Raw genomic sequence first — 24,631 nt, 5'->3', positions numbered from 1 at the left:
AGTATGCGGGCCGTCACCACCGGGTCCATGTAGCGGCCGTTGATAGTCGCCCCGGGCGATGGCGGGGTGCAGGAGGCCGTGGGTGGTGGCGGGGGTGGCTTATCCTGTGCTTCATAATAGAAATACAAGTAATACGTCGGGAATGAAGCATCATACGTAAACGGAGGATGATCCCCCGGCGTAATGGTTCCTCCACTCGGAGGGGACACTGTACTTTTTTTGTGTCCTACATAGGTGTAATCCGCATTGCCTGGGGTATGCGCGAAAGTATAAGACTTGCCTTTCTCCAGCTTCTCCTCACGGTCCGGGAATACTCCATTCAGTGAACGACCGTTCGTAGTATAGTGCTTGATAATCGCTTTGCCTTCCTCCGGTTCGAGCTCAATTTCGAACAAGGTTGGGAAGTAGAAACGCCAGCCTTGAACCAGAGGAGCAAATTGTTGGCCTTTTTGTTCTTCTTCCAATCTTCTGTTTACTGGATATTCAGCCTCCAAACGAGCCTGCACAACATATACAGGAACATTGGCTACATTTGTACCCTTTCCTGTCCAAGGACGATTGGTTAGGGAATAGTTCCTTGAAGTTGCCTGAACATAATAGGACTTTGAATTTTGTGACATTTCAAATGAACGCGAGGCTTCGAAAATTTCGTCACCATATTCTCGATAGTAATCAAATTTACTTACACGGACGTCCTTTATTTTTCGAGATGCACTGAACTCAAACACATAGTCAAAACCATCCACGTCAGTAATTCCTCCCGGAGGAGTACTGATCCATTGGCCGCCTGCATTGCTCCAAGTGTCATAATAGACCATTCCTACAAAATAATATTTATTCGGATTCTGTGGATTTTGGAACATTCGGTTAATCCCGATAGCTTCCGCCTTCCCGGGATTGACAAACATGACGGTAACAAGACACATTATAAAGCAGGACACAATCTGGATAATTGCTTTCACCCTGATTCTCATCTTGTACAATTCCTTATTTAAACGGATTGACTATTGCCACAAGATAGTCCTTCGGTTGATGTGTACTAAAAGCAATATAATCTGCAGTAGTTAAGCGGAATTTGGTCCAGTCATAATATTGGTTGTACTGTCCATTTTGATAAACATCAGAGGTGCTCATAACTGGATAATAATTGGTTGCCGTCCCGTCCTTATGATTTACAAAAGCATTATCAAGACCTTGACGGTACTTAACAAAATCATTCTTTACCATAAAAAACACGGGGGTGCCTCGCTCCGAACTACGAATCGCTATATAATCATTTCCATTACTTTTTTCAAGCCTTATGTCATAAATTATTTCCCCATTACCAAGTTTAATGGGCAATTGATTCGCCTGAATTATTTTGATCCCATCAAACGGTTCCTTATTGGCAGAGAATTTCCGGAACTGATTTGTTGATTTCATATACGCCTTAAAATCGCTGAGCGGCTGTAATTTGAACTCCGGGTCGTCCGTGTTTCGGAAGTTCTTCTCGCCGATCCATACCCACCGTCCGATTTTATCCCACTGCACCTTCTCACCGAGTCCTTCGCTGACGAGGCGTAATGGGACAAACGTGCGATTTTGCTTCAGAATGACCTTGGTGCCGTAGTCTTTTATTTGCCCATTCACCTCGGCGCTCGTTTGTCCTACCGTCATTTTCACCGTGTGATTGCCCTTCCTTACTTCTACCACCGATTTGCCGCCTGACTTGCTATAACTGATTGTTCCTCCGAGCGCATCCGATACAAACCGGATCGGAACCATTACGCTGCCTTGTCCATCCTGAAACGGTTTGGCATCGGGGAAATTCAGCTTGTTAGCATTCAGAAGCACTTCAACCGGCTGACTGGCTGCAGACACAGACCCTGCTGCAAAAGCGGATATCCCCAGTGCTAGAATCCCTGCCGCAACCGTTAACACTGCCTTTTTCATTTGTCCACTCTCCCTAACGCAAGAATGCGTTGTAGTCGTATTCAAATATGAAACCTCTTCCTCTCTACCTCCTCACCTCTCACAAATAAGGCACTGCTTTATGTATGATGAATCTCCTTCCTACGCCCTTGCTTAGGGACATGTGCGACTTCTCTCACAATCTTTTAATGAAAATTCCATATATTCATGCAAGAGAAATTGTAGATATTTTATCATAAATTGGAGTATAATGGTACAAATTCCCTATTAAATAATAATTTCATAGTCACCTTATGTTCTCCATCTAAATCCGCTACAATAAAAAAAGACCCAAAAGCCTCGTTACATACGAGACATTTTGGGGATTCTTTACCTCCATATATGTTCTATCAACTATGAAATCATCATAGATTAGGATTATTTCGCACTTCCACTTGACTTTCGTGTTTGTCTACCCGCTGTTTGTATACAGCAGCCAGCACTTTTTCATACGCGCTTTCAAAACTGTCTGGAAGTTTCGGTTTAATTTCCTCCATAATCGCAAGCAGCTTGTACAGGGATTGAACCTCGTCTTCTGTCAGTTCCATTGGATACATTGCAAATTGACCGATAAACATATAGCCGCGCCCTCTCCCTCTGTGGCTTATCGGGATATGCATAGCGCTCAATGCATCCATATCCCGATAGATCGTTCTTTCACTGGTTCCGCAGCGTTCCGCTAGCTCCCGGGCTAAAATTCCTGGTCTTGCTTGCACGAGTGTGATAATTCTCATGAGTCGAATCAGTCGATCAGTCATGTTTCATTCTCCCTATCTTCTAGTAAATTTGACATATTTGCCAATGTCAAATTAGTACATTCGACCCTGGAATAGGTATTCCCTTTTTGTTTATGATCATAATTTACCAATCGGAAGATAGGTATTTAGACTTATTCGATTTTTCGTTTATATGTATCTATAGGACTAAAGGTGCCAAAATACAATGTGCTTAACCTGTAAAGCGTCTCTGCCTCCTTCAAATAATCCTCATCATCTGCGCGAAGCGCGCACAGCATCATCTCATCTGCCCGCCTGCGGAGCATGCTTTCCCCCGCTTCCAGGTCACCTTGCTTAAACAGCTGCTCCGCTTCGTCCAGAATCAAAGGATTTTGAAGCAGCCTCAGCGCCTTCTCCACCCGTTCATCCGGCTTGCGGCTCCTCAGGTCTGTATGATTGCTGAATTGGAGCTGCAGCGTATACGATGGAAAATTGGTAACCTGCAGCGTATCCCGGTCCCGGTACGACCATCCGGATGTGATAACCGGATAGATACCGGAACGATAAGGCCCCGCCAATAACTCAAGCACGACTTGCTTGGTTCCATTATCGGACAATGGACCAATGGACACCGTGATATGCTGTCCCATCCGTGAATCGAGAATACCTCCGTATACGTTGGTAAGTTGGATTGGTTCCTCTAACTGGAGGTCCAGCTGCACATGTTCAGCAATCTGATGAGATTTCATGCCTTTATGCCTGCTCGGCCCCTGGATACCGCCTCTCCACTCCACCAAAAGAAATATCTGGGTTACGCCTCCGGCCGCTACACGATTCGTGCTCCATGTAAAATCCGAATTCAAGTCCGATCGCAACGCATCCACCTCTTTCCTCTTCTTCTAATAATGTACCAATAGAGACGGACAACTTACTGTCACGGAACAAATGTTCTCATCTAAATTTCGACAAAAAAAAAGAACCCCTCCACAAGTTGGAGGAGTTTTTTTGCAATATTTTTCGTTATGGATGTGGATACAAGGTACTTACGATGTGCATAAATTCCTCATATCCTTCCCAGATCCTCTCCAGACCAACAAAAAAAGGCGAAGGGTAGGGACGATTCCCTCCATTCGCGCTTGTTCAGCCGTATTCGCATCGGACGGCGGATTGTCAAATGCCGCTCTTAACGCAATCTTTGACATTAGATGGTGTCGGATGCACGGGGGCATAGGTGATTTTGTCGATGAACAATCCGTTCCCGACAGGCTTTCCGTTCACTGTAATCATAATCTTCTTAATATTATTATCTTTCATAATTGTAATCTCCTCTTCCAATAAGTTTTATATAATAACACAAATAAGATACATTATTTGGAGCAAGCTTTAGTGCGAATCGTGTATCTGGTGCAGCAAGCCGACGTTATGACTTTACCCAGCATTCCCGCCATTTAAACACCGAATCAATCACACTCGCTGACAACCGGATACGAGAAATTGTCGCGCCCTATCATTGTCGAAGTCTGTCTGTTAATTGGAAGGTATTACAATATTACAAACTACTGGGACAAGGAGTGATTGTGGCTATGAGAGATCGTTGGCGGATGAAGACGCTTCGTCTTTTTTCCACCCTGCTGGTAGCCGGGATCGCATTTTCAGCAGGAGAGCGTACAGTCAGTGCAAGCTTGGGCGGCTTCTATAACGGAATCAAGCAGTTTTCCGAGCTACCTCAAGAGGTTAATGAGTTAAAGGAAGGATACAACCATACCCTGCAGGAGCTGGAGCAGGCCCGAAATGACGTAAAGCAGTTCCAGGAGCAGAACGCCGAATTGGCTGAGCAGAATCGTAAACTGACCGAGATGGTGCTGGAGCTGCAGCAGGCCGAGATGGCCCGAAAACAAAACGCCGAGCGTATCAAGACGGTCGTATTGACCGCGATCGGACTCGCTCTTGGATATTTCGTACTTATTCGCGCCCTTCGTTTCGGCATGCGCCGAACCAATCGCTATCGGCGCTAACGCAACGAAGCACATAGGAGGTGACCTGATGATTATTCGCATGGAAGATACGACGGCTGCCGGCGCCGGACAAGCCGTTACCTTTTCACTGACAGAGGGCGATATGGCTCATGTGCTGCATCCCGACCAAATTGTGGCCTACCGTGGTCCGGCCTTCGGACGAAGCGACCGGCTGATGAACGTGAAGGGAATGTACCGGAAGAAGAAGCTGATTCGTGCGGATATGAAGGGCCCCTGCCAATTCACCGCAGCCCTTCCCCCGGGCTTTAGCATGCATGAGATCGAACTTACAGGAGAAGAGGACATGCTCTACGATTTTCGTCATGTGTTCTTCTACACACAGGGAATTCATATGCAGACGCGGATTCTGAAATTAAAAAATATGCTTGTCACCCGCGATGCCATAAAGATGAAGTTTTCCGGCAACGGAAGCCTCGGAATTCTTACGCAAGGGCCCGTCTGCAAGGTGAAACTGCATGCAACCGAGCCGCTGTATGTCGATGCCGGCAGCATTATCGCCTATCCCGAACAGGCCCAGCTGGATTTGACCGTCTACGGAAACCATCTGGCCAGCCAGCATATGAATTACCATTGGAAGCTGACAGGAGAGGGCTATGTGCTATTTCAGGCCGGAAGGCAAAATCAGAGGCTGGCGCAAGAATTCAACGATGAAGGACTGGTCAAACGCTTTCTAAGGGAAGTAATTCCTTTTGGCGGAGTGTTTATCAAATAACAGGAGCATGGTATAATGTAGGGCGTGCACAGCCGAGCTTAGACAAAAAGGCCCGTGTACATCACAACAGAAGACAAAGTCCATGCGCGAAGAGGCGTATGGGAGAGGTTCGCGAACTCCCTCTATAAAAAACTAAGTTGTCTTATTCAGGGCTGAATAAGGCTTGTTTTTTTACGGACTAGTTCAAGAACTTCTCTTCTTCTTCGGGTTCCATGACCAACCCATCATATTGAAGAATGAGAGGTTTTTTTATGCTTAAAAATGAAAAAGCAGTCGTTGTATTCAGCGGCGGTCAGGACAGCACCACCTGTCTGTTCTGGGCGAAGGAGCGCTTCGCCGAGGTCGAAACCGTCACCTTCGATTACGGTCAACGGCATAAGCTTGAGATCGAGTGCGCCGCACAAATTGCCAAAGAGCAGGGTGTTCCGAATACCGTGCTCGATATGAGCCTGCTGAACCAGCTGGCACCGAACGCATTGACGCGAAGCGATATCGCGATTGAGGAAGGGCCCCAGGGGCTGCCGACGACGTTTGTGGACGGCCGGAATCTGCTGTTTCTCAGCTTTGCAGCTGTGCTGGCCAAAGGAAAAGGCGCCAAGCACCTCGTGACCGGCGTCTGCGAAACCGACTTCAGCGGCTATCCCGATTGCCGGGACAGCTTCATTAAATCGCTGAATGTGACATTGAATCTGGCGATGGATTATCCATTTGTTATCCATACCCCGCTCATGTGGCTAAACAAAGCGGAAACATGGGCGTTGGCCGATCAGATGGGCGCGCTCGATTATATCCGCAATCATACACTGACATGTTATAACGGAATCAAGGGAGACGGCTGCGGGGAATGCCCGGCCTGCAAACTGAGAAAAGCGGGACTCGATCAATATTTAAGCAGCCGCTCTGCAGCAGAAGGAGGGCATGCAATATGAGCCGACAACCCGGCGAATTTCGCATTGTAGACCGTCTGCAGGAGCTCGGCAAAGACATCGATGCCGGAAGCCTGCGCTATCACCGCAAGCGCGTGCTCGTCTCCAAGGAATTTACCTTTGATGCGGCGCATCATCTGCATGCCTATGAAGGCAAGTGTAAAAATCTGCACGGCCACACGTATATCGTGGTGTTCGGCATCAGCGGCATGCCGGATGACGTCGGCATCACCGTTGATTTTGCGCAGATCAAGCATATATGGAAAACAGAGATCGAGCCTTTTCTCGATCACCGTTATCTTAACGAGACGCTTCCGCCAATGAATACGACCGCCGAAAACATGGTCGTCTGGCTGTTCGAGCAAATGGAAGCGGCGCTTGTGAAGAATGAAGCCTACCAGCGTCAGGGCTTGCGTACCGAGTTCGTGCGGCTGTTCGAAACGCCGACCAGCTATGCTGAGGTTAGACGGGAGTGGATGGAACATGAATAGCACGGATGCCACGCTGAGCCGAAACGCCGACGCTGAGCCCACATTGGCGCGTCCCATCCCCGTGATGGAGATCTTCGGCCCCACCGTCCAGGGCGAGGGCATGGTCGTCGGCCGCAAAACGATGTTTGTCCGCACGGCAGGCTGTGATTATCGCTGCTCTTGGTGCGATTCCGCATTTACGTGGGACGGATCCGAGGCTGGCTCCATCACCCGGATGAGTGCGGAAGACGTTTGGCAGGAGCTGTATCGTTTAGGAGGCGAGCGCTTCGACCATGTCACCCTTTCCGGGGGCAATCCAGCCCTTCTCTCCCAGCTTGGCACACTTGTTGACGAGCTGCATCGGCACGGCATTACCGTTGCGGTGGAAACCCAAGGATCGCGCTGGCAGGATTGGCTGATGGACGTCGATGAGGTGACGATCTCGCCCAAGCCGCCCAGCTCCGGGATGAATACGGATTGGACGAAGCTGGACGATATCATCTCCCGCTTGTCAGGACGCCCTCCCGGCAGAGCGTTCAGCCTGAAGGTCGTTGTGTTTGATGAGATTGACTTGTCCTATGCCGAGAGTGTACACGAACGCTACCCGAACGTTCCGTTCTATTTGCAGACTGGGAACCCGGATGTCAGCACGGGCGACACGCAGAGCCACGCCTCCCGGCTGCTGGAGCGCTACGAGATGCTGGTCGATGCCGTCATGAAATCGGATCGTCTGAACGATGTGCGGGTACTGCCTCAGCTGCACACGCTTGTATGGGGCAATAAACGGGGCGTTTAACGCTGCGAGCGCATTTTTTCTCATATTAAATGATAAAGGAGCTGCACCAACATGGCCGGAAGACAGCCGAATGAATTGGAAGATATCACCCTGCTCGGAAATCAGGGAACGAAATATACGTTTGAATATGACCCGGGCATTCTTGAATCCTTTGATAACAAGCACCCTTACCGGGATTATTTTGTGAAATTCAACTGTCCGGAATTTACCAGTCTCTGTCCGATTACAGGACAGCCCGACTTCGCCACCATTTATATCAGCTACATTCCGGATATCAAAATGGTCGAAAGCAAATCCTTGAAGCTGTATCTGTTCAGTTTCCGCAACCACGGAGATTTCCACGAGGATTGTGTGAACATCATCATGAATGACCTGATCAAGCTGATGGATCCGCGCTACATCGAGGTATGGGGGAAATTCACCCCGCGCGGAGGGATTTCCATCGACCCTTATTGCAATTATGGCCGTCCCGGAACGAAGTACGAGGAAATGGCTGCCCAGCGCCTGATGAACCATGATCTGTACCCTGAAAAAGTCGACAACCGCTAATATTTGAGCCATAACCTAAGGTTCGGTAAAAAAACCTCCGTCTGACGCGCAATAGGAACATTGCGTATCAAACGGAGGTTTCGTTTATGTTGATCAATCTTCTGAAGGCTTCATACTGCGCAGCCGATGCCGAATCCGCCGCTTTTTATAAAGCATCTTTCCGGCTTCGGCGACGTCTCGAATCGTACCTCGGTTGGAAATGGAGCCAAAGACGATGCCCGCAATCGGGATCAATTGGAACAGCTTTTTCATTCCGAAGCTGTCCGTATATGACTGAACCACCTCTCGCCAGCCCTGAAGCTGGGAGATAACCTGCTCACTTCCATCCTGATCGTCAAATTCGCCAAGCTCGTCCAGGATCGCCTTTTTCCCAACAATGTCTGCGGATGCAAACTGCAGGCATTTAACGATAAAAATGCGTTCCCGCTCCTCGTTCGGATCATATCCGTAGCATAGGGCCATCTCCTGAAGAACCTTTAGCGACTGGCCCAGCACGAGCGGAATATCTACTGCCATCGTGAACAAGCCGCCAGTGCCTGCAGCCGCTCCTTGAGCGGCAGCGAATTTCACGCGTTTCGCTGCAATGGTGTCGGCAGCGCTATCCATGATGGCCAAAGGCAGACGTGCAGCCTGTTCGAGGGTTAAACCGGAACCGGATGCTTCTTCACCTTCCCCATCGCGGTTATCCTCCTCATCCCCATAAACACTCGGACTTCCGGCAGTCTGGGCAAGCACATCCAGCACCGCCCGCTCCCTGATCAGATGTTTTCCTCCGGTCTGGATAAAACCTCCCACCTCGTTTAAAGCGCTGCCGATTTTCTCTCTTACGATCTTCGGCGTAATACGGTCCAGCAGCATAAACGGGATTCTACCGAGCTTCTCCCAAAACATAACATCCTTCTGCTCTTTCTCCCAGCGCTGAATATCCAGCAGCTGGGACTCCAGCTGCTCAAGCGATTCCATCCTGATCATCCCTATTCTCCCTTAAGTCATATCATTACACAGCTTATATACGCAGGAAAAGGAAAAAGGACTCACGCGGCAGATGCAGATTGTAAAAGGCTTCACGTTCGTCCGCCTTCACTGGGAGCATATAAAGATCAAAGCCCCTGCTTGATGCACGCAGGGGCTTTGATCCTATGAACGAATATGACCTGTTCCTGTTATTTTCCGAGAAAAGCGTTCAGCATCCACGCCTGCTTCTGAACATCGGCCACCATGCCAGTGAGCAAGTCGGCGGTTGCATCATCACCCAGTGAGCCTGCAACCTCAATGCCTTGCTTCAGCTCTTCTGCCAGTACGCCGAAATCAGCCACCAGCTGCTGCACCATTTGCTCCGAAGTATTCTCTCCAGCGGCTTCGGAAATGGTAGCCAGCTTCAAATATTCGGACATCGTTCCGGACGGCTTGCCGCCAATCGCCAGCAGGCGTTCCGCGAGTTCATCTACATAGCCTGCCGCTGCATTGTACAACGCTTCAAACTTCTCATGCAGAACAAAAAACTGCGGGCCTTTCACATACCAGTGGTAATGATGTAGCTTCACACCAAGCAGGCTCCAGTTCGCAACCTGAACGTTCAGAACTTGTTGCAGCTCCTGTACAGCATTTCCTTGGGCATCACGTGTCATATGACTCATATATCATCGACTCCTTATATTGTATTTAGACTTATTCTAAATCTTTGTATTAAGTATAGCATACAATCCTCGGTTTGGCAAAGACATCAACCGAAAAAAAGATGAAGAAACGATGAAGAAAATTCCAGTCTCGGCTTGCTCCTTTAATAATAGAACAGCTCTACCCGAATCGGCTGTGACCGCACTCATAGGATATACACATAGGATGTACAAACCGCCCCGTCCCTAAACAAATGCTGGATATCGGCAACCTCGTCGCCTTATACTGGTTACATTAAGCATTTTCATGACCTATGAAGGAGGCGTCGTAAAGTCAGTGAATATCGGCCTTTTGAACAAAGAACAGTTGCAGCAAGCCGTTGAATTGTCAGACCGCATTTTTCTTAAACAACCGGAGCAGCCCTCCATGGGCGTATCCTTCCCTTTGATCTTTCGTCCGGGAATCAATCATTCCTACGGTGTCAGCGATGGAGACAAGCTGGTGTCGTTCATGGGCTTCGTCCCTTTTACTATGAATGTCCGTGGAGCTTCGCTCCGCGTCTATTCGATTGGCTCCGTCTGCACCGACCCGGCCTACCGGGGCCAGCGCCTTGCCGGGACGCTGCTGGACTTATGTATGAAGCATGCCGAAGCAGCGGCCGCCCCATTGATATTCATTTCCGGCGCGCGCTCCCTTTATACCCGGGCCGGGGCCCGGCATTTTGGCCGGGCAATCAAGTACCGGCTGGGCGATGCGGTGGCGGACGCGCTTGAAGCCCGCAGCGCTCAAGACATTCACGTCCGTCCCATGGTTCCCGAAGATCTGCTGGCCGTGCATGATCTTCTGACTGCGCGCGAAGCGGCCTATGCGCTCACGCCTACCGAGCTCGGCAGGCTGCTGGAAGCAAGCGCCTATGCCAATGTGCTCCGCCTGGAGCAGCAGCTTCTCGTTGCCGAGAAGAACGGGCGTGTCACTGCCTTCGCTGCTATCGGTGTTCCTGGCGAGCGCATGACAGCCTCCCGTCCGGCCACCCTCGTGGAATGGGCCGGAGAGGCGGAGGCTGCCTCCCGCCTGCTGGCTGCCTGCATGCGAGGCTTCCAGCTGCCGGAACTGGTGGCCACCTTGGCCTGGCAGGATGACAGCCTGGGCGCGCTGCTCCAGGCCGCTGGCGCCGAAGCCGAGACCGTGCCGAACGATGGCACTGTCTATCTGGCTGACGGACGTGAGCTGCTGCGCCAGCTCCGTCCGTTTCTGCCGCCCGGCGCACTGATCGCCGAAGGCCAGCATGGCCCTTACCGATACCGGGCAGGCGGCAAGACCATCGAGCTTGACGACGAAGGGCTGCTGTCACTTCTGTTCGACCCGGCCTCTCCGTATCGGTTATCCGCCGAGCATCCTCCGGCGTTCAGTCCGATCCCTCTGCCATACTTGTCAGGGCTGAATTACATCTAAGAAAGCATGCAGCCAAGCCAAGCAGCTGTAGATGCTTCACCCCCACAACAAAGAACATCCGCACATGATTCGGCGGATGTTCTTTGTCCATGATATGATCAAGTCCAGACGCATATCGGCGTCGTGACTATCCTGTGCGCCATCTTCAGGTCCTTGTCAGGAAGGACCTTGCCCATGTTCAGAAGCGGTGTCCCTCAAGATCAGCGTCTTCTCACGTTCTCTTCTTCCATATCCGGGCTGACTGCACCGCCATCACCGCGTCCGTAACCATGATATACGTTCGGATCAGGCACAGCCTCCTCGGAAGCTGCCGCTGCCTCACGACTCGGGTCCAGTGCAGATCCAGTGCCGGTGAAGTTTCCTGTTTCGCGATAATGATGCTCATTCAGTGCCTGATTGCTGCGGAATACGCCGTACACCTGTCCCTCATTATCCGGATTGGTATCGACGATGACAAGAATGTTGCCTTCATGCACATAGTTGTCATATTCCTTGGCCCGGTCCTCCGGAATGCCAAGACCGATCAAGCCGCCTACCAGCCCGCCAGCGCCAGCACCGACAGCTGCTCCGGTCAACGTTGCCGCAATCGGGCCAGCCGCTATAATCGGGCCGATGCCTGGAATGGCGAGTGCGCCGATGCCGGCCAGCAGACCGGTTACGCCACCAAGCACACCGCCTGTGGCTGCACCGGAAGCCAATCCTTCAGGCGCTTTCGTATCCGTCTCATCCTGAATCGCGGCCGACTCCCCTCGATCCTTAGCGATAACCGAGATCTCTTCGGTACTGAAGCCTTGGCGCTTCAGTTCCTCTATCGCACGCGTCGCTTCCTGTTCTGTCCTAAAGGCTCCAACAATTTTGTGAGTCATATGAATTACCTCCTTAAAATCGTGATGCGCCTTACACTCCTTTCTTAAACGGGATCCCTTGTCATCAAACACTTATCTCGAAGACCGACCAGCGATATCCATCCATTCTGCACGAAGGACCTCGCTTATTCGAATGGTAATATTTAACTCATCGACCATATATGTTACGATAGATTTAGACATTACGCCCTGTTATTTGCCGTCACCTATTGACGATATTATGCGAAGGCTGGTGATTTGATGGAATGGTTCAAATCGTATGAGGACGAGCTGTCATCCGTGTTCTCCATGTGCGAAGCCAGCATCACAGAGTTCCCTTCCCCCTTGAACGAACTCGGCCTCCATTACCTGAAGAAATTCGACGTATTCGAGAAAGACAGCGCCAAAAACTACATCTGCTACCTGCTCCCCTTCTGGATGAGGGAGTCAACCAGACTTGCCCCGGAAATCTACCGTGACATATCGACAGCCAATATTTTCGGCATGCTCTACTATTTCATTCAGGATGATCTCATGGACACGCCCACAGATTCGACAAACCGCCCCACCCCACAGGATTTAAAAAGCTATCTTGCCCTTGCCAACTTACTCTATTATGAATTCATCTCGATCTATCAGCAGTACTTCCCTACGGATTCTACCTTCTGGCAGTACTTCCGCCAGTACACGCATGAGTGGGCCGAAGGCGTCCTACACGAGAGCCGCCATGACTACTTCACGGCCAACCCTGCCTTGGTTGCCAAAAAAGCGTCGCCCGTCAAGCTCGGCAGCACGGCCCTGCTTCTATTGTCAGAGCTTCCAGCCCAGATTGAACCCGCCAATGAACAGATGGCCCTCGTGCTGTTGACCCTGCAGATGATGGATGACTGGACGGACTGGAAGCAAGATCTCGAGGATGGGAGCTACAACTGCCTGCTCTCGCTGATCAAATCGGAGAAACAGCTCCCGCGCGACTATTCGCTGTCCGTGTCTGAAGTGGAGCAAGCGATTTATGTAGAGCAGATTGTGACAAAATATGCCGAGATCGCATCAGCGACTCACCGCCAGCTGAAAGCAGCGGGGATCCACACGCCGGATGTGCTCGCCTTCCATCAAACGCTGGTAACGGAGCTCGTGAACGATGCAAATGATATCGAAAATGCGAAAACATCGCTGGTCTATGGCGGATTAAACTATCATTTGTCTATTTTAAGAAAAAAATAATAGATTTCGTCTGAATTCCATGCTATTCTTTAAGAGTAAAAAATAACCATTTTTTTTGAAAGGGTGATTCTAATGTCAACAGAAGCCATCTTTCAAACACAATTGATCCAGAAAGCATGGGAAGATCCGAGCTTTAAGGCTAAACTGCTCAGCGATCCGAAAGCCGCAATCAAGGAGGCCCTTGGCGTGCTCATTCCCGACCACATCCAGGTAAGAACGGTTGAAGAGAAGAGTGATGAGCTGTTCCTCATCATCCCTCCGAACCCTGCGGGCGTCATCAAGTCCGAGGCGAAAGAGAGAGCCATCTGGTAATTGCATAACAGCAGCATGGGCTGTCACATAGAATGAAGAAGGAGCGGGGATGCGCCACACACTCCTTGCAGCGAATACCGGTATCAATCCGAAGCTGCAGGGAGCATGACCAGGGCAGCTGTCCCCACTCCTTTTTTGCTGGAAAAGTGTATGCTCCCGCCCATCGCCTCAATGATGCGAAACGTCACCATGAGCCCGAGACCCGTTCCTTTCGTTTTGTTGGAGAAATACGGCTCCCCCAGCCGGGCCAGCACTTCCTCCTCCATCCCCTCCCCGTTGTCCTGAACGTGGATATACACCTTGTTCTCATCGCGGTAAGAGCAAATATGCACCCGCCCTTCCTTGTCCAGCGCTTCAATGCTGTTCTTGATAATGTTGATAAAAGCTTGCTTGAATTTCGATGAATTGCCGCGTATGACGAGGTCCTCCGGAACATCTACTGAAATCCGGCCGCCGCGCAAGTTCGCCAGCGGTGCCAGAATGCCTTCAATGAGCTTGAATTCCTCCGCGATCTGCAGCAGGGAATCCTTGCCGAGCTCCGGCTTGGCGAAGGTAAGAAAATCCGTAATGATCCCGGCCGCCCGGTCCAGCTCGGTTAACGCGAGATCCAGATACTCCTGCTCGCCAGTCCGCGATCTGCCGGACAGAAGCTGAAGGAAACCGCGGGTGACCTGGAGTGGATTGCGTACTTCATGAGCTACAGACGCTGCCAGCTCGCTGATCATCTCCACCTTCTCCGAACGCTGCAGCTGATTGTTGAACATCTCCAGCTCTTTGGAATATTTCAAAATCTGCTCATGGTTCTGGGCGAACTGCCGACCCAGCATGACGATCAGCGCAATGATAAAGCTGACGACGCCCCACTTCCACAGCACAAAGCTGTAAGCGCCCCGGCTCATAAAAAACTGCAGCAGCTCCGCCAAACCCAGCAGGGCAAAAAAAGCGAACCCGATATTAAAAATGAGCGCATCCTTGTTTCCCTTAAAGGCATACATCGTCGAGCTGCCGACCAGGATCACGAATTGGATGATCATCAAGTATCCCAACACCTGCACGGAAAAGAAATAATACATATCAAAAAAGCGATTGTCCGTCACACTGTTGATGACAAGAAGCAACACGCAAAAAAGGGAGTACACGATTTGGAATTTGCGCAGCTTGGTTAGAATCTGATTCCGTCCAGGCCCGAATACCGTTTCGAAAAAATGACTGAAAGAAGGAAGCAGTACAAACAACGAGATGTCATACAAGTGAGTGTATAGGTGTCCGTATTCATCAAAGATGGTGTATAAAAACGGGGAATAGGTAATAACGACAATGCCGACCGATAAAATGATCAGCGACAGGGAGAACACGCCGGATAAATACTTTTTGTTCAGAAACAGGATGCAAATCAGCATCACGAGAGCTATAAATATAAAGGCGCTTCCAAGCACGATATCAGCCAGATTCGCTTTCACGAACTTTTGCAGCAGACGGTAGAATTCACCGGTCATGATCTTGCCTTCCAGCATGACATGATCTCTGTTCGTATCCAGCCATATGTAAAGGTTATTGTCCGACATACTCTTCGGTAAGGGGAGTAAAATATGGTTAAGCTCATAATTATATGAACGGCTCGATTCGTAGATCTTCTCATGTCCCGCGTAAACAGCTACCCGCTGGCCAAACGTTTCCCGAATCAGAATCCCTTGAGATAAGGAATCGAAAGCTGGCAGCTGCAGCCGAATCCATGCCGAGTGTGAGGCGGATGGCTTCATGTGGTCCGGTGCTTCCCTTCTGTCTGTCCAACCAGGCTCACTGGCATCAGGAATACCGAGCGGCATCTGTCCGCCTTCATCAGACCACAGAATACTCCACTCTGTAATCGGTGTGAAATCCGCTGACTCCGCCCGGACAGATGCGAAACTGCCGCATAAAGTCGTCATGATGAGTATGGCAATCATGAGAATTAACGTGTTCGATCGAGACTTCATTAACACACCTCAAACATTATAATCATTCGTCCTCTAAACAACTAATTCGCTACCCTTCACAGCGACACCTTCTAAATTTCGGTATTTTAAAAAATATTTTCTAAACGTAAAAAGAGATGCCCTCCGGCATCTCTTTCCAACATCTTGTGTTATGCTCCTGTCAATTCGGTATTCGGCGGGACAGCCGGGAAACGGATGATCGCTTCGGTCCCGCTTCCCTTGCGGCTTGAAAACTTAATCGTCCCTTTCATGCCTTCTATAATCCGGAAGGTAACCATCAGTCCGAGGCCGGTGCCCTTCAGCTTGTTTGTAAAGTAAGGCTCGCCGAGCCGTGACAGCTCGGCCGTACTCATGCCAATACCGTTGTCTTTGATATGGATGGCGACCTCGCTTCCCTCGGCATAAGCCCAGATCCGGACGACACCCTCTTCATCGAGCGCCTCGATGCTGTTCTTAACGATATTGATCATCGCTTGTTTCAGCTTAGAGGAGCTGCCGCTGATGTACAGTTCTTTCGGTTCGTCCAGATGAATGCTTCCCCCGGCCAGATTCGCCAGCGGCTGCAATATGCTGGTCACATGCTTCAACTCTTCATACACATCCAGCGTATTGACCTGCTCGGTCTCCGGCTTGGCAAACGACAGGAAATCCGAAATGATGCCGGTTGCCCGATCCAGCTCGTTGAGCGCCATTTTCAAATATTCGGCATCGCTCTGCTTCGATTTCTGGGCCAGAAGCTGCATGAAGCCCCGCGTAACCTGAAGCGGATTGCGGACCTCATGGGCGACGGAAGCCGCCAGCTCGCTGATGATCTCCATTTTCTCGGAGCGCTGCAGTTCATTGTTAAACAGCTCCAGCTTCTTGGAATACAGCAGCACCTGCTCGTGGCTGCGGATGATTTTGCGGCCAAGAATGACGATGAGGGAAGCGATCAGGCCGATGATCCCCCATTTCCACCAATAAAATTCGTAAGGCTCGTTCGAAATATAGAACCAGAGAAGGTCCCCAAGGGACAGAATTGCCAGCAAGCCGAATCCAAACGTGAATATATAGGCGTCCTTGTTTCGTTTGGATATGTTCAGCACCGTAATGCCGATCAGCACGAGAAACTGGATGATGAGCAGCACGCCCAGCACTTTGACGCTAACCCAATAATAAATATCATACAGCGCATAGCCGCTGCATAAGTTGGCCGCCAGCAGCAGCAAGCACAAGCCGGAATACACCAGCTGAAACCTTCTCAGATATCGGATCATTTTGTATGGACCAGGTCCGTAAATCTTCTCGAAATAAAAGTATACCGCCGGCATTACCGAGAATAGCGCCAGATCAAACAGCGTGGTCCAGACCGCCCCATAGCCCTCGTAAAATGTATACAGAAAAGGCGAGTACGTCAGCATCAGCGCCCCGGAGGATAGAATGACGAGACTAAGCGCCAGCCACGTAGAAATCGTATGCCGCGGCAGGAAGAAGGAGCAGAACAGCATGACAATCGCAATAAATAAAAAAGAGCTGCCGAGAATAAAATCCTGCATGTCCTTCCTTATGAAATTGCCTCGAAGTTCCTCATAGTCACCGACCAGCACGGCGCTTGTAATGCCCTGCGTTTCATCTCTGCCTGAAGTCCAGACGTACAGGTTCTTCCCAGCGCTGTCCGCTTGAATCGGAAGCAGGATGGAATGCTTGGTATAGCCATAATTCCGCCTTGATTCGTACAGCGGCTCATGCTCAAGATAAACCACGACTTCCTGCCCTTCCACTCTGTCCAGCATCAGCGCCGGCTGCTTCCATGACAAATCGGGCACAGTGAAGCGGCTCCAAGCCGAATGTACCCCCTCCGGTTTCGGAGGCTTCGCATCGCCTGGGGCTGCGTGAACCCAATCCGTCCTGTTCTGTAAGCCGTCAAGGGCAGGCTGGTCATCCGGCCAATCCCATATAAACTGCCAATCCGTTATAGCCGTGTGCGTATGAAGGGGCTCCGCTGCTGCGGGATACACCTTGAAATCAAGCACTAACATCAGTGCCATCAGAAGCAGGACTATGTAATTAGGCACATCCTTCATCTCTCCAGCACCTCTAACCGTGTATAGTCATTATGTGTATGTCAATAAGCTGATGAGCGGGCTATATTCGACAAACTTCGGGCCTTTCACATCCAATATACCATGAACGGGGCTACTGTTAGTAAAATTTTTTGAAACGCCTTTCAAAAATCAAGTCTAGGTCCTTTCTATCATCTAAGCCCTCGCTCTTGCCCTAGCCGTATCAGCCTAAACTGGCCGCCAGACCCGGACTGTACATAATTCGGAATTTGTTGAACACAATAAAGCAGTAAAGCAGAGAGTAAGCAGGAAGACTTGAGGTTGCCGCCTCAAATTCCGATTCAATCAACAGTCAGAGGGTAAAGTCCAAGTATAGATCGGCATACATGCCTGTGACAAGGAGATGAGAACGATGCGAGATGAGACGAATTTTAATAGACCGGCGGATATCAGCTCGCTGGAGCTCGAAGCCAGAGATAGAGTGGGCCAGACAAGCAGCAACACGAAAGTGGAGCCGCATTCGGCGGAGCGGCTGGGCACGGATGAAGAGACACCATCCCGGCTTGGCGACAGCGTCCTTGAAGAATATCCCCGGCAGGATGTCGACCGCGTTCACGCCGACGCAGCCTTGAGCGGAAGCGGAACCGCCTTCCTCAATCCGGCGCAGCCGTCCGCTTCTGCCGAAGCCGAGGCGGAAGGCGACGCTCCGCTTGAGGATGTGCCCGATGCAGATGAAATCCAGGCGAACAGCCCGGTTGACCCGGCAGCCCCGCCTGTCGATCATATGCATGGCACCGATCTGCTGAACGGCAGCAACGGGGACAATGTGGCGTACGAGGAACACGAGGAGTCATAACGCAATAAGACCTGCCTTTTACCCTCAGGGAAAAAGACAGGTCTTGCTGCTATATATGCGATTTATATGCATGTTTGCATGCACTTCCTAGCAAAACTTATGCGCTTTTATTTGCCGAACAAAATATCCATCCAGCCAAGAAAGGACATCCATAATACAAGGCCAATTACCGTGCCCCATATGATTCCTGTCACGATACTCCCCTGCTTTTCCATCCGGGTCTCCCCCCTTGTCTTCATGAACTCTATGAATTTCAGTATGGACAAGCCTCGGGGAAATATACCTGATAGCAGCGCTGTCTGTTCCTAGTTTATAAGAGAGTGACGAGAAGCATAATCATCAAATCATCAATCATCATCCACTTGTAGAGGAGGAAGCCATCATGAACACACACAATGACGATCCCAAGGACAGAAACAAGAACAACACCAAGTCCCATCCCAAGGAAACCAAGCCGCTTGTAACCGAGCGGGATATCGATGCCGAATTCGGCCTATTCGCAGAGGAAGCTGATCCATCGTATGTGCCCCTTCCGGAAAGCGTGAAGCAGGAGAAGCCCGACGGCAGCCCGCGGGGCCGCCACCGCCGCTCCTCCACCTGAATCATCTGCCCTGTCTCCCCATGCACAGCAAGCGGCTAGGGTGCGTATTCACCCCTGGTGCCCCTTCCGTCATATAATAGTGCATACGATCTGGAAGGATGATGCTGATATGACACGCTTGCTGTCTGGACGGATATGGAGCAGCTGCACGCTCCAGCAGCGTCTTGCAAGATTTGCGGGCCATCTGGTGGAGATCAACACGCCCAATACGGGCATGGAACCCGGCCGCCTGCAGCGAATATTCAAAAAGAATTTCATTCTCGTCCACGGGCAGCTCTTCGTCCCGTCCAGCCTGAATTCGATTCGGGTATTCGACGTGAAAGCTCCCCGCTATACGATTCCGGTCGGGATACGAACCACCTTCCGTACCGGCAAAGCCTTCAACCGGATCCGGCTCGTTCACATTGGCGCGGACTATATTGAGCTGCTTGCCAAAGACAAGAACCGTTCCCGGATCCTGCTGCCGCTGAACAAGGTGGAGGGAATCTATCGCGTTAAATAACGCACTCTGTCAGAGCGGCGCCTCCCTATTTTTCTGTCCTGGTCACCTGTGATAATATAGAACTGCACATCATGCAGCATAAGCATGGTGGAGGAATGACAGGAGGAATCAGGATGCTGAAACAACACAAGCGCTGGATGCCCGCTCTGATGATCATCTGTGCCATGTTGCTGGTTCTGGCCGGATGCGGCCAAAACCAAGGTCAGGCAGGGTCCGGTGAGCATGCCGGGGGCAACGATGCTGCTCCAACGGAAGAACAGACCCCACAGGAAGAAACGTCTCAGGAGGCGAATGTCCCTGATCCGAATGCAAGTCATCCGATCGTTACGATCGAGATGGAGAACGGGGATATCATTACAGCCGAGCTTTACCCTGAAGTAGCTCCAAATACGGTCAACAATTTTATATCCTTGATTAATCAAGGCTTTTATGACGGGACAGGCTTTCATCGGGTGATCCCGGGTTTCATGATTCAGGGCGGAGACCCTGACGGCAAAGGAACCGGCGGACCGGGTTATGGTATTAAAGGCGAGTTCCGCAACAACAACTTCCCGAATGATCTGAAGCATGAGACCGGCATATTGTCCATGGCCAGAGCGATTGACCCGGATTCGGCGGGCTCCCAGTTCTTCATTATGGTGGCTGACGCGCCGCATCTGGATGGAGATTACGCCGCATTCGGCAAAGTGATTGAAGGCATGGAGGCCGTTCAGGAAATCGTGATGCTGGAGCGTGACGAGATGAACAAGCCGTTGAACATGCCGCTCATGAAAAAGGTGACCGTCGATACGCTGGGTGAAGAGTACCCGGAACCTGAGAAAGTTGAATAGATAAAGGCTAAGCAATAGAGCAGCCATTAGGGAATTTCGGACAACGTGGGGCGGCCGACCGCCGGCATGCAGCCACCGCGCGCTGGGTTCCCCGTCTTCACGAACCCGGCTTCTGTATGGTACAATTTTTGTCCCGGTTTCAACATGGTGCATGAACAGGTTCCTGACGAAGCCGGATACTTACATGCGAATAGCGGGAGCCTCAATGGATAGGAGCCCCGCATCATTTTAAAAGGAGTGAGAGATTTGAGTCTACAGAACAAAACAGCTCTGATTACAGGAGCAGGAAAAGGAATCGGACGTGCCATCGCGATTGCCCTGGCCAAGGAAGGTGTACATGTCGGGCTCGTATCCCGTACAGCCGCCGACCTTGAGGCGCTATCTGAACTGATCACCAAGGAATACGGCGTGAAAACCGCCTCGGCCGTAGCCGACGTATCCGTACAAAGCGAGGCGGAAGCCGCTTATGCCGCCATCAGCATGGAGCTGGGCAATGTGGATATTCTGATCAACAATGCCGGCATCGCCCAGTTCGGCAATCTGCTGGAGATCGAGCCGGAGGACTGGAAACGCATCGTCGACGTCAATCTCATGGGAACCTACTACATGCTTCGCGCCGCACTGCCAGGCATGATCGAGAACAACAAAGGCGATATTATCAACATTTCATCGACTGCAGGCGAGCGCGGATTTGCAACCGGATCGGCTTATAACGCATCGAAATTCGCCGTTATGGGGCTTACCGAGGCCGTGCTGCAGGAAGTGCGCAAGCACAATATCCGTGTGACCGCTTTGACGCCAAGCACCGTGAACACCGAGCTCGCTGTGAAAACCGGCCTGAAAATCGGAGATGAAGACCGGATGATGCAGCCTGAGGATCTGGCTGAGCTTGTGGTCGCTGCACTGAAGCTGCCGCAGCGGGTATTTGTGAAAACGGCCGGCATCTGGACAACGAACCCGCAGTAAGGGCTTTAACCAGCATGCGGGTTGGGCGCTGGAGCTCGCCAAGCATCAACATGAACCATATCGCGATATGAATCGAGGGGATCTCCTGATAACAGTCCAGCCGGACCAGGGCCCCTCTTTTTCATGAAACCAGCTCACCGCATTAGGCAGAACCTTGGGCTATGCCCCATTTCACAAGTGTGTGTACGACATTCTCATGATATAATGACAGGGCATTCTTTAATCAGAATAGGCGCGCCTTTTACCAGCCATAACGAAGAAAGAAGATGACAACTGGCATGATTGCAGACATTTTACTCGAAGTAGTCCTTCCGATTTTTGTGCTGATTGGCTTTGGGGTGATTATGCAGTATGCCTTCAAGCTCGATCTGTACACGCTGGCCAAAATCAACTTTTATTACATCACGCCCGCTGCGGTTTTCATGAGCATGTACGAATCCGAAATGTCGCCGCAGCTGCTTGGAACCGTATCGCTGTTCTATTTTCTATACATACTCATTCTGTACGGCATAAGCTCGCTGATCGCTTGGCGGAAGAAATACTCCCGCGGCATGAAGGCCGCATTCACCAACAGTCTGATTCTGGACAATTCCGGGAACTACGGGCTGCCGGTCAACGCTCTCGCCTTCAAGGGAGATCCGCTCGCAGGCTCGGTTCAGGCGCTGATCATGTCCTTTCAAAGTCTGCTGACCTTCACCTATGGGGTCATATCCATTCAAGGCGCCAAGTCCAACGGATTATACAAGCAGGCCTTTATCGGATTTCTGAAAATGCCGGTCCCTTATGCGCTCGTGCTCGGGCTGCTGCTTCATGCGCTCGCATTGCCACTGCCGGTCTTTATATCCCAGCCGCTTGTATATGCCCACCAGTCCATGGTCGCCATCGCGCTGCTCACCCTCGGTGCGCAGATCATCAAATATCCGCTGCGGCTCAACCGGCTTGATGTATATTTAAGCGTGCTGCTGCGTCTGCTCGTCGCGCCGGCCGTCGGCATCACCATCGTGCTGTTGCTTGATATGAAAGGGATAGCCGCACAAGCGCTCATTATCGCTTCCGGCATGCCTGTCGGTGTCAACTCATCCATTCTGGCCGAAGAATACCAGAATGAGCCCGACTTTGCTGCACAAACCGTACTCATATCGACCATACTAAATATCATTACGATCACAGCCTTAATTTCGCTTGCCCAATATATCGCCTAACTTCATCGACATAAATGCTGACAAGGAGGATTTTCAATTATGAATTTTGATTTAGCCATTGACCGTAACCGCACCTCATGTGAAAAGTGGGATAATCTACAAGCCGTATTCGGCAACCCGGATGCGCTCCCGATGTGGGTAGCCGATATGGATTTTGCAGCGCCCCCTGCGGTAATTAAGGCACTTCACGAACGGGTCGAGCACGGCGTATTCGGGTATACCTTCCCGCCGGTGTCGTATAAGGAGTCCATCGTGGACTGGATGCAGACTCGGCACAACTGGTCCATCCAGCCGGAGTGGATTCAAAACTGTCCGGGTGTCGTTCCGGCGCTCAGCCTATTGGTTGAGGCCTTCACCTCGCCGGGGGATCAGGTGATGATTCAGACACCGGTATATCCTCCTTTTTATCAAGTCGTCAAGGAGCATGGCCGTGAGCTGATCACGAATCCGCTGATCCAGAACGAAGACGGAAGCTACGTGATGGACTTCGACCATCTGGAGCAGAGCTTGTCCGGCGGCCAAGTGAAAATGCTCATTCTGTGCAGCCCGCATAACCCGGTTGGCCGGGTATGGACCCGGGAAGAGCTAAGCCGTCTTGCGGAGCTATGCATCCGGTACGATGTGCTCGTCGTCTCTGACGAGATCCATTCCGACCTGGTGTTCGAGCCAAGTAAACATGTTCCGTATGCCGCCCTGTCCGAAGAGGCTGCTCTCAACTCGATCATCTGTACGGCGCCAAGCAAAACGTTCAACATCGCCGGTCTGAACACAGCCAATATGATCATCCCGAATGAGCAACACCGCTCCAAATTCCGCAAAGCACTTAAGCGGTATGCGCTCGGCTCGATTACACCTCTGGGCGCTGCCGCCACGGAGGCCGCATACCGTGAAGGCGGCGAATGGCTGGACACCCTGCTCGACTATATCCGGGGCAATATGGAGCTCGTGCACCGCTATGCCAGCGAGCATCTTCCGGAGGTCAAGCTGTCCCTGCCGGAATCCACTTATCTGTTGTGGCTGGATTTCCGTAAGCTGGGAATGGATAGCGATGAACTGAATCGCTTTCTCGTTCACGAGGCCAAGCTTGGTCTGAACAAAGGTTCAACCTTTGGCGATGAAGGAGAAGGCTTCATGCGAATGAATGTGGCCTGCACCCGGGCGACCGTGCAGGAAGCTCTCTCCCGCCTGCATAACGCGCTAGAAGCATGGCGGGCACGGAAATAATATAGCCAAGCTATGAAATGAAGCAACACCCCGAGCATTCCGGTTCCGGCCGGATTGCTCGGGGTGTTGCTCGTTGGCTTCGATTACAGCGACTTCTGCACGTCTTGCGTTCACGAAATAGAGGATCATGATCGTCGATGCCCTCGGCGACATCCGCATCCCGGTGCGGCGGCTTCCCTATATCCGCCTCCCAGCCGTAAGCCGCTTCCTATATAACGGTTTAACATTCAGCAAATTCAGGAGTACAATCCGGTATCATCCTCTGTCCCTACTGTATACGCATCGGTCTCTACCGCTTCTCCGGCACTCGGCGCCAGCTGGCTCCGGCCCATCTGGTACCCCGCATCCAGCAAAGACCCATCCAATTGATGAATTTGCTGGCTAAGCTGATCCAGCTGGTAGAATGCCTGCCTGTGGCGATAGCCCTCCGGGCTGCGGCTCTGCTGGCTGGCCTCGTCCAGCTGTTCGAATGCATCCTTCTCCTCCCCCAGCGCTTCCCGGTAACGCTCAGCGGATGTGGTCCGGAGCTGCTCAATTCGGCTCATCATCTCATGCAGCACCATTCTGCAATGCACCAGCTCTGTTCGAACCTGCTCGGAGCGATCCGGACTTGCCGCGGACTGTGCGCTCTGAATATCGCTTCCCATCTGCCCCAGCTCCTGAATGATCGAAGCAAGCGAATCGGAACTGCCTCCCTGCTCTACCTGCGCCAGCTGGGCAGATACCCGATTCAGCCGATCGGTCAATGCTTGTACGGACTGATCACTGTTCATGCGAATCCCCTTTCTTCAAGTATGCAGCTAGCTATAGCATGTGGATCACGATGG

At 51.2% G+C, this 24,631-nt stretch carries 26 protein-coding genes, 1 pseudogene and 1 riboswitch; of the genes and pseudogenes, 16 read left to right on the top strand and 11 right to left on the bottom strand.

What is annotated here, in order from left to right; all coding sequences use genetic code 11:
* The 5 genes and pseudogenes from CHH75_RS20255 to CHH75_RS24955 all read right to left on the bottom strand — a co-directional run.
* Positions 1-962, bottom strand: a pseudogene (locus CHH75_RS20255) (DUF5704 domain-containing protein); the annotation flags it as partial.
* A 25-nt stretch (positions 963-987) separates the two neighbouring features.
* Positions 988-1,932, bottom strand: coding sequence for a copper amine oxidase N-terminal domain-containing protein (locus CHH75_RS20250; RefSeq protein WP_095268194.1), 945 nt, complete (start codon positions 1,930-1,932; stop codon positions 988-990).
* Positions 1,933-2,315: 383 nt separating this feature from the next.
* Positions 2,316-2,708, bottom strand: coding sequence for a helix-turn-helix transcriptional regulator (locus CHH75_RS20245; RefSeq protein WP_095268193.1), 393 nt, complete (start codon positions 2,706-2,708; stop codon positions 2,316-2,318).
* 131 nt (positions 2,709-2,839) lie between these two features.
* Positions 2,840-3,529, bottom strand: a complete 690-nt coding sequence (locus CHH75_RS20240) for a hypothetical protein (RefSeq protein ID WP_255223085.1) — start codon at positions 3,527-3,529, stop codon at positions 2,840-2,842.
* 307 nt (positions 3,530-3,836) lie between these two features.
* Positions 3,837-3,980, bottom strand: a complete 144-nt coding sequence (locus tag CHH75_RS24955) for a hypothetical protein (RefSeq protein ID WP_176475623.1) — start codon at positions 3,978-3,980, stop codon at positions 3,837-3,839.
* Between the two features lie 269 nt (positions 3,981-4,249).
* Here CHH75_RS24955 and CHH75_RS20235 point away from each other — a divergent pair, with 269 nt between their 5' ends.
* The 6 genes from CHH75_RS20235 (at position 4,250) to queF (ending at position 8,155) form a co-directional block, all read left to right on the top strand.
* The gene (locus CHH75_RS20235) at positions 4,250-4,681 is read left to right on the top strand and encodes a hypothetical protein (RefSeq protein WP_095268185.1); all 432 of its coding nucleotides are present in this window, start codon (positions 4,250-4,252) and stop codon (positions 4,679-4,681) included.
* 28 nt (positions 4,682-4,709) lie between these two features.
* A complete protein-coding gene (locus CHH75_RS20230; RefSeq protein WP_095399040.1) occupies positions 4,710-5,414 on the top strand; it encodes an AIM24 family protein in 705 nt (234 codons plus the stop codon).
* A gap of 98 nt (positions 5,415-5,512) precedes the next feature.
* A riboswitch (PreQ1 riboswitch) is annotated at positions 5,513-5,551 on the top strand.
* Between the two features lie 114 nt (positions 5,552-5,665).
* Positions 5,666-6,343: a 7-cyano-7-deazaguanine synthase QueC gene (gene queC / locus CHH75_RS20225; protein ID WP_095268183.1), complete on the top strand. Its 678-nt coding sequence runs from the start codon at positions 5,666-5,668 to the stop codon at positions 6,341-6,343.
* Positions 6,340-6,831 (top strand): 6-carboxytetrahydropterin synthase QueD, encoded by a 492-nt coding sequence (gene queD / locus CHH75_RS20220; protein ID WP_095268182.1) that lies wholly within the window; start codon positions 6,340-6,342, stop codon positions 6,829-6,831. The genes queC and queD overlap by 4 nt, the downstream gene beginning before the upstream one ends.
* Positions 6,824-7,606, top strand: coding sequence for a 7-carboxy-7-deazaguanine synthase QueE (gene queE, locus CHH75_RS20215; RefSeq protein ID WP_095268181.1), 783 nt, complete (start codon positions 6,824-6,826; stop codon positions 7,604-7,606). The genes queD and queE overlap by 8 nt, the downstream gene beginning before the upstream one ends.
* Before the next feature lie 51 nt (positions 7,607-7,657).
* Positions 7,658-8,155 carry a preQ(1) synthase gene (gene queF, locus CHH75_RS20210; RefSeq protein ID WP_095268180.1) on the top strand — a complete coding sequence of 166 codons (498 nt, stop codon included), beginning with the start codon at positions 7,658-7,660 and terminating at the stop codon, positions 8,153-8,155.
* Between the two features lie 93 nt (positions 8,156-8,248).
* Here the strand turns inward: queF and CHH75_RS20205 are convergent, their stop codons facing one another.
* Positions 8,249-9,127 (bottom strand): EcsC family protein, encoded by an 879-nt coding sequence (locus tag CHH75_RS20205; protein WP_095268179.1) that lies wholly within the window; start codon positions 9,125-9,127, stop codon positions 8,249-8,251.
* Positions 9,128-9,318: 191 nt separating this feature from the next.
* Positions 9,319-9,792 (bottom strand): Dps family protein, encoded by a 474-nt coding sequence (locus CHH75_RS20200; RefSeq protein WP_095268109.1) that lies wholly within the window; start codon positions 9,790-9,792, stop codon positions 9,319-9,321.
* A 331-nt stretch (positions 9,793-10,123) separates the two neighbouring features.
* Here CHH75_RS20200 and CHH75_RS20195 point away from each other — a divergent pair, with 331 nt between their 5' ends.
* Positions 10,124-11,224, top strand: coding sequence for a GNAT family N-acetyltransferase (locus CHH75_RS20195; protein ID WP_255223084.1), 1,101 nt, complete (start codon positions 10,124-10,126; stop codon positions 11,222-11,224).
* Positions 11,225-11,424: 200 nt separating this feature from the next.
* On the opposite strand, the gene CHH75_RS20190 is transcribed toward CHH75_RS20195, so the two are convergent.
* A complete protein-coding gene (locus CHH75_RS20190; protein WP_095399038.1) occupies positions 11,425-12,090 on the bottom strand; it encodes a general stress protein in 666 nt (221 codons plus the stop codon).
* Positions 12,091-12,330: 240 nt separating this feature from the next.
* Here CHH75_RS20190 and CHH75_RS20185 point away from each other — a divergent pair, with 240 nt between their 5' ends.
* Positions 12,331-13,293, top strand: coding sequence for a class 1 isoprenoid biosynthesis enzyme (locus tag CHH75_RS20185; protein ID WP_095399037.1), 963 nt, complete (start codon positions 12,331-12,333; stop codon positions 13,291-13,293).
* A 72-nt stretch (positions 13,294-13,365) separates the two neighbouring features.
* Positions 13,366-13,605 carry an NHLP leader peptide family RiPP precursor gene (locus CHH75_RS20180; protein ID WP_095268105.1) on the top strand — a complete coding sequence of 80 codons (240 nt, stop codon included), beginning with the start codon at positions 13,366-13,368 and terminating at the stop codon, positions 13,603-13,605.
* An 83-nt stretch (positions 13,606-13,688) separates the two neighbouring features.
* Here CHH75_RS20180 and CHH75_RS20175 read toward each other — a convergent pair whose 3' ends face one another.
* Both CHH75_RS20175 and CHH75_RS20170 read right to left on the bottom strand, forming a co-directional pair.
* Positions 13,689-15,533 (bottom strand): sensor histidine kinase, encoded by a 1,845-nt coding sequence (locus CHH75_RS20175; protein WP_255223083.1) that lies wholly within the window; start codon positions 15,531-15,533, stop codon positions 13,689-13,691.
* Between the two features lie 197 nt (positions 15,534-15,730).
* Positions 15,731-17,608, bottom strand: coding sequence for a sensor histidine kinase (locus tag CHH75_RS20170; RefSeq protein WP_244908323.1), 1,878 nt, complete (start codon positions 17,606-17,608; stop codon positions 15,731-15,733).
* Between the two features lie 427 nt (positions 17,609-18,035).
* Between CHH75_RS20170 and CHH75_RS20165 the strand changes: the two genes are divergently transcribed.
* From CHH75_RS20165 to CHH75_RS20135, 7 genes are all read left to right on the top strand, one after another.
* Positions 18,036-18,479 (top strand): hypothetical protein, encoded by a 444-nt coding sequence (locus CHH75_RS20165; RefSeq protein WP_095268102.1) that lies wholly within the window; start codon positions 18,036-18,038, stop codon positions 18,477-18,479.
* Positions 18,480-18,861: 382 nt separating this feature from the next.
* Complete coding sequence (locus tag CHH75_RS20160) at positions 18,862-19,080, top strand: hypothetical protein (RefSeq protein WP_095268101.1); 219 nt, start codon at positions 18,862-18,864, stop codon at positions 19,078-19,080.
* A gap of 109 nt (positions 19,081-19,189) precedes the next feature.
* On the top strand, positions 19,190-19,582 hold the full coding sequence (locus tag CHH75_RS20155) for a hypothetical protein (RefSeq protein WP_095399035.1): 393 nt from the start codon (positions 19,190-19,192) through the stop codon (positions 19,580-19,582).
* Between the two features lie 113 nt (positions 19,583-19,695).
* Positions 19,696-20,412, top strand: coding sequence for a peptidylprolyl isomerase (locus tag CHH75_RS20150; protein ID WP_095399034.1), 717 nt, complete (start codon positions 19,696-19,698; stop codon positions 20,410-20,412).
* Between the two features lie 246 nt (positions 20,413-20,658).
* A complete protein-coding gene (locus CHH75_RS20145; RefSeq protein ID WP_095399033.1) occupies positions 20,659-21,378 on the top strand; it encodes a 3-ketoacyl-ACP reductase in 720 nt (239 codons plus the stop codon).
* Positions 21,379-21,656: 278 nt separating this feature from the next.
* Entirely contained in the window at positions 21,657-22,580 is a 924-nt protein-coding gene (locus CHH75_RS20140) for an AEC family transporter (RefSeq protein WP_095268097.1), read from the top strand.
* A gap of 39 nt (positions 22,581-22,619) precedes the next feature.
* Complete coding sequence (locus CHH75_RS20135; protein WP_095268096.1) at positions 22,620-23,804, top strand: MalY/PatB family protein; 1,185 nt, start codon at positions 22,620-22,622, stop codon at positions 23,802-23,804.
* A gap of 236 nt (positions 23,805-24,040) precedes the next feature.
* Here CHH75_RS20135 and CHH75_RS20130 read toward each other — a convergent pair whose 3' ends face one another.
* The gene (locus CHH75_RS20130; protein WP_095268095.1) at positions 24,041-24,577 is read right to left on the bottom strand and encodes a hypothetical protein; all 537 of its coding nucleotides are present in this window, start codon (positions 24,575-24,577) and stop codon (positions 24,041-24,043) included.
* Positions 24,578-24,631 lie beyond the last annotated feature (54 nt).

It is taken from the genome of Paenibacillus sp. 7541, assembly GCF_002276395.1.
Classification (GTDB): Bacteria; Bacillota; Bacilli; order Paenibacillales; family Paenibacillaceae; genus Paenibacillus_AQ; species Paenibacillus_AQ campinasensis.
Note: the sequence above shows the minus strand (reverse complement) of the source record. Positions and strands in the feature narration are given on the sequence as shown.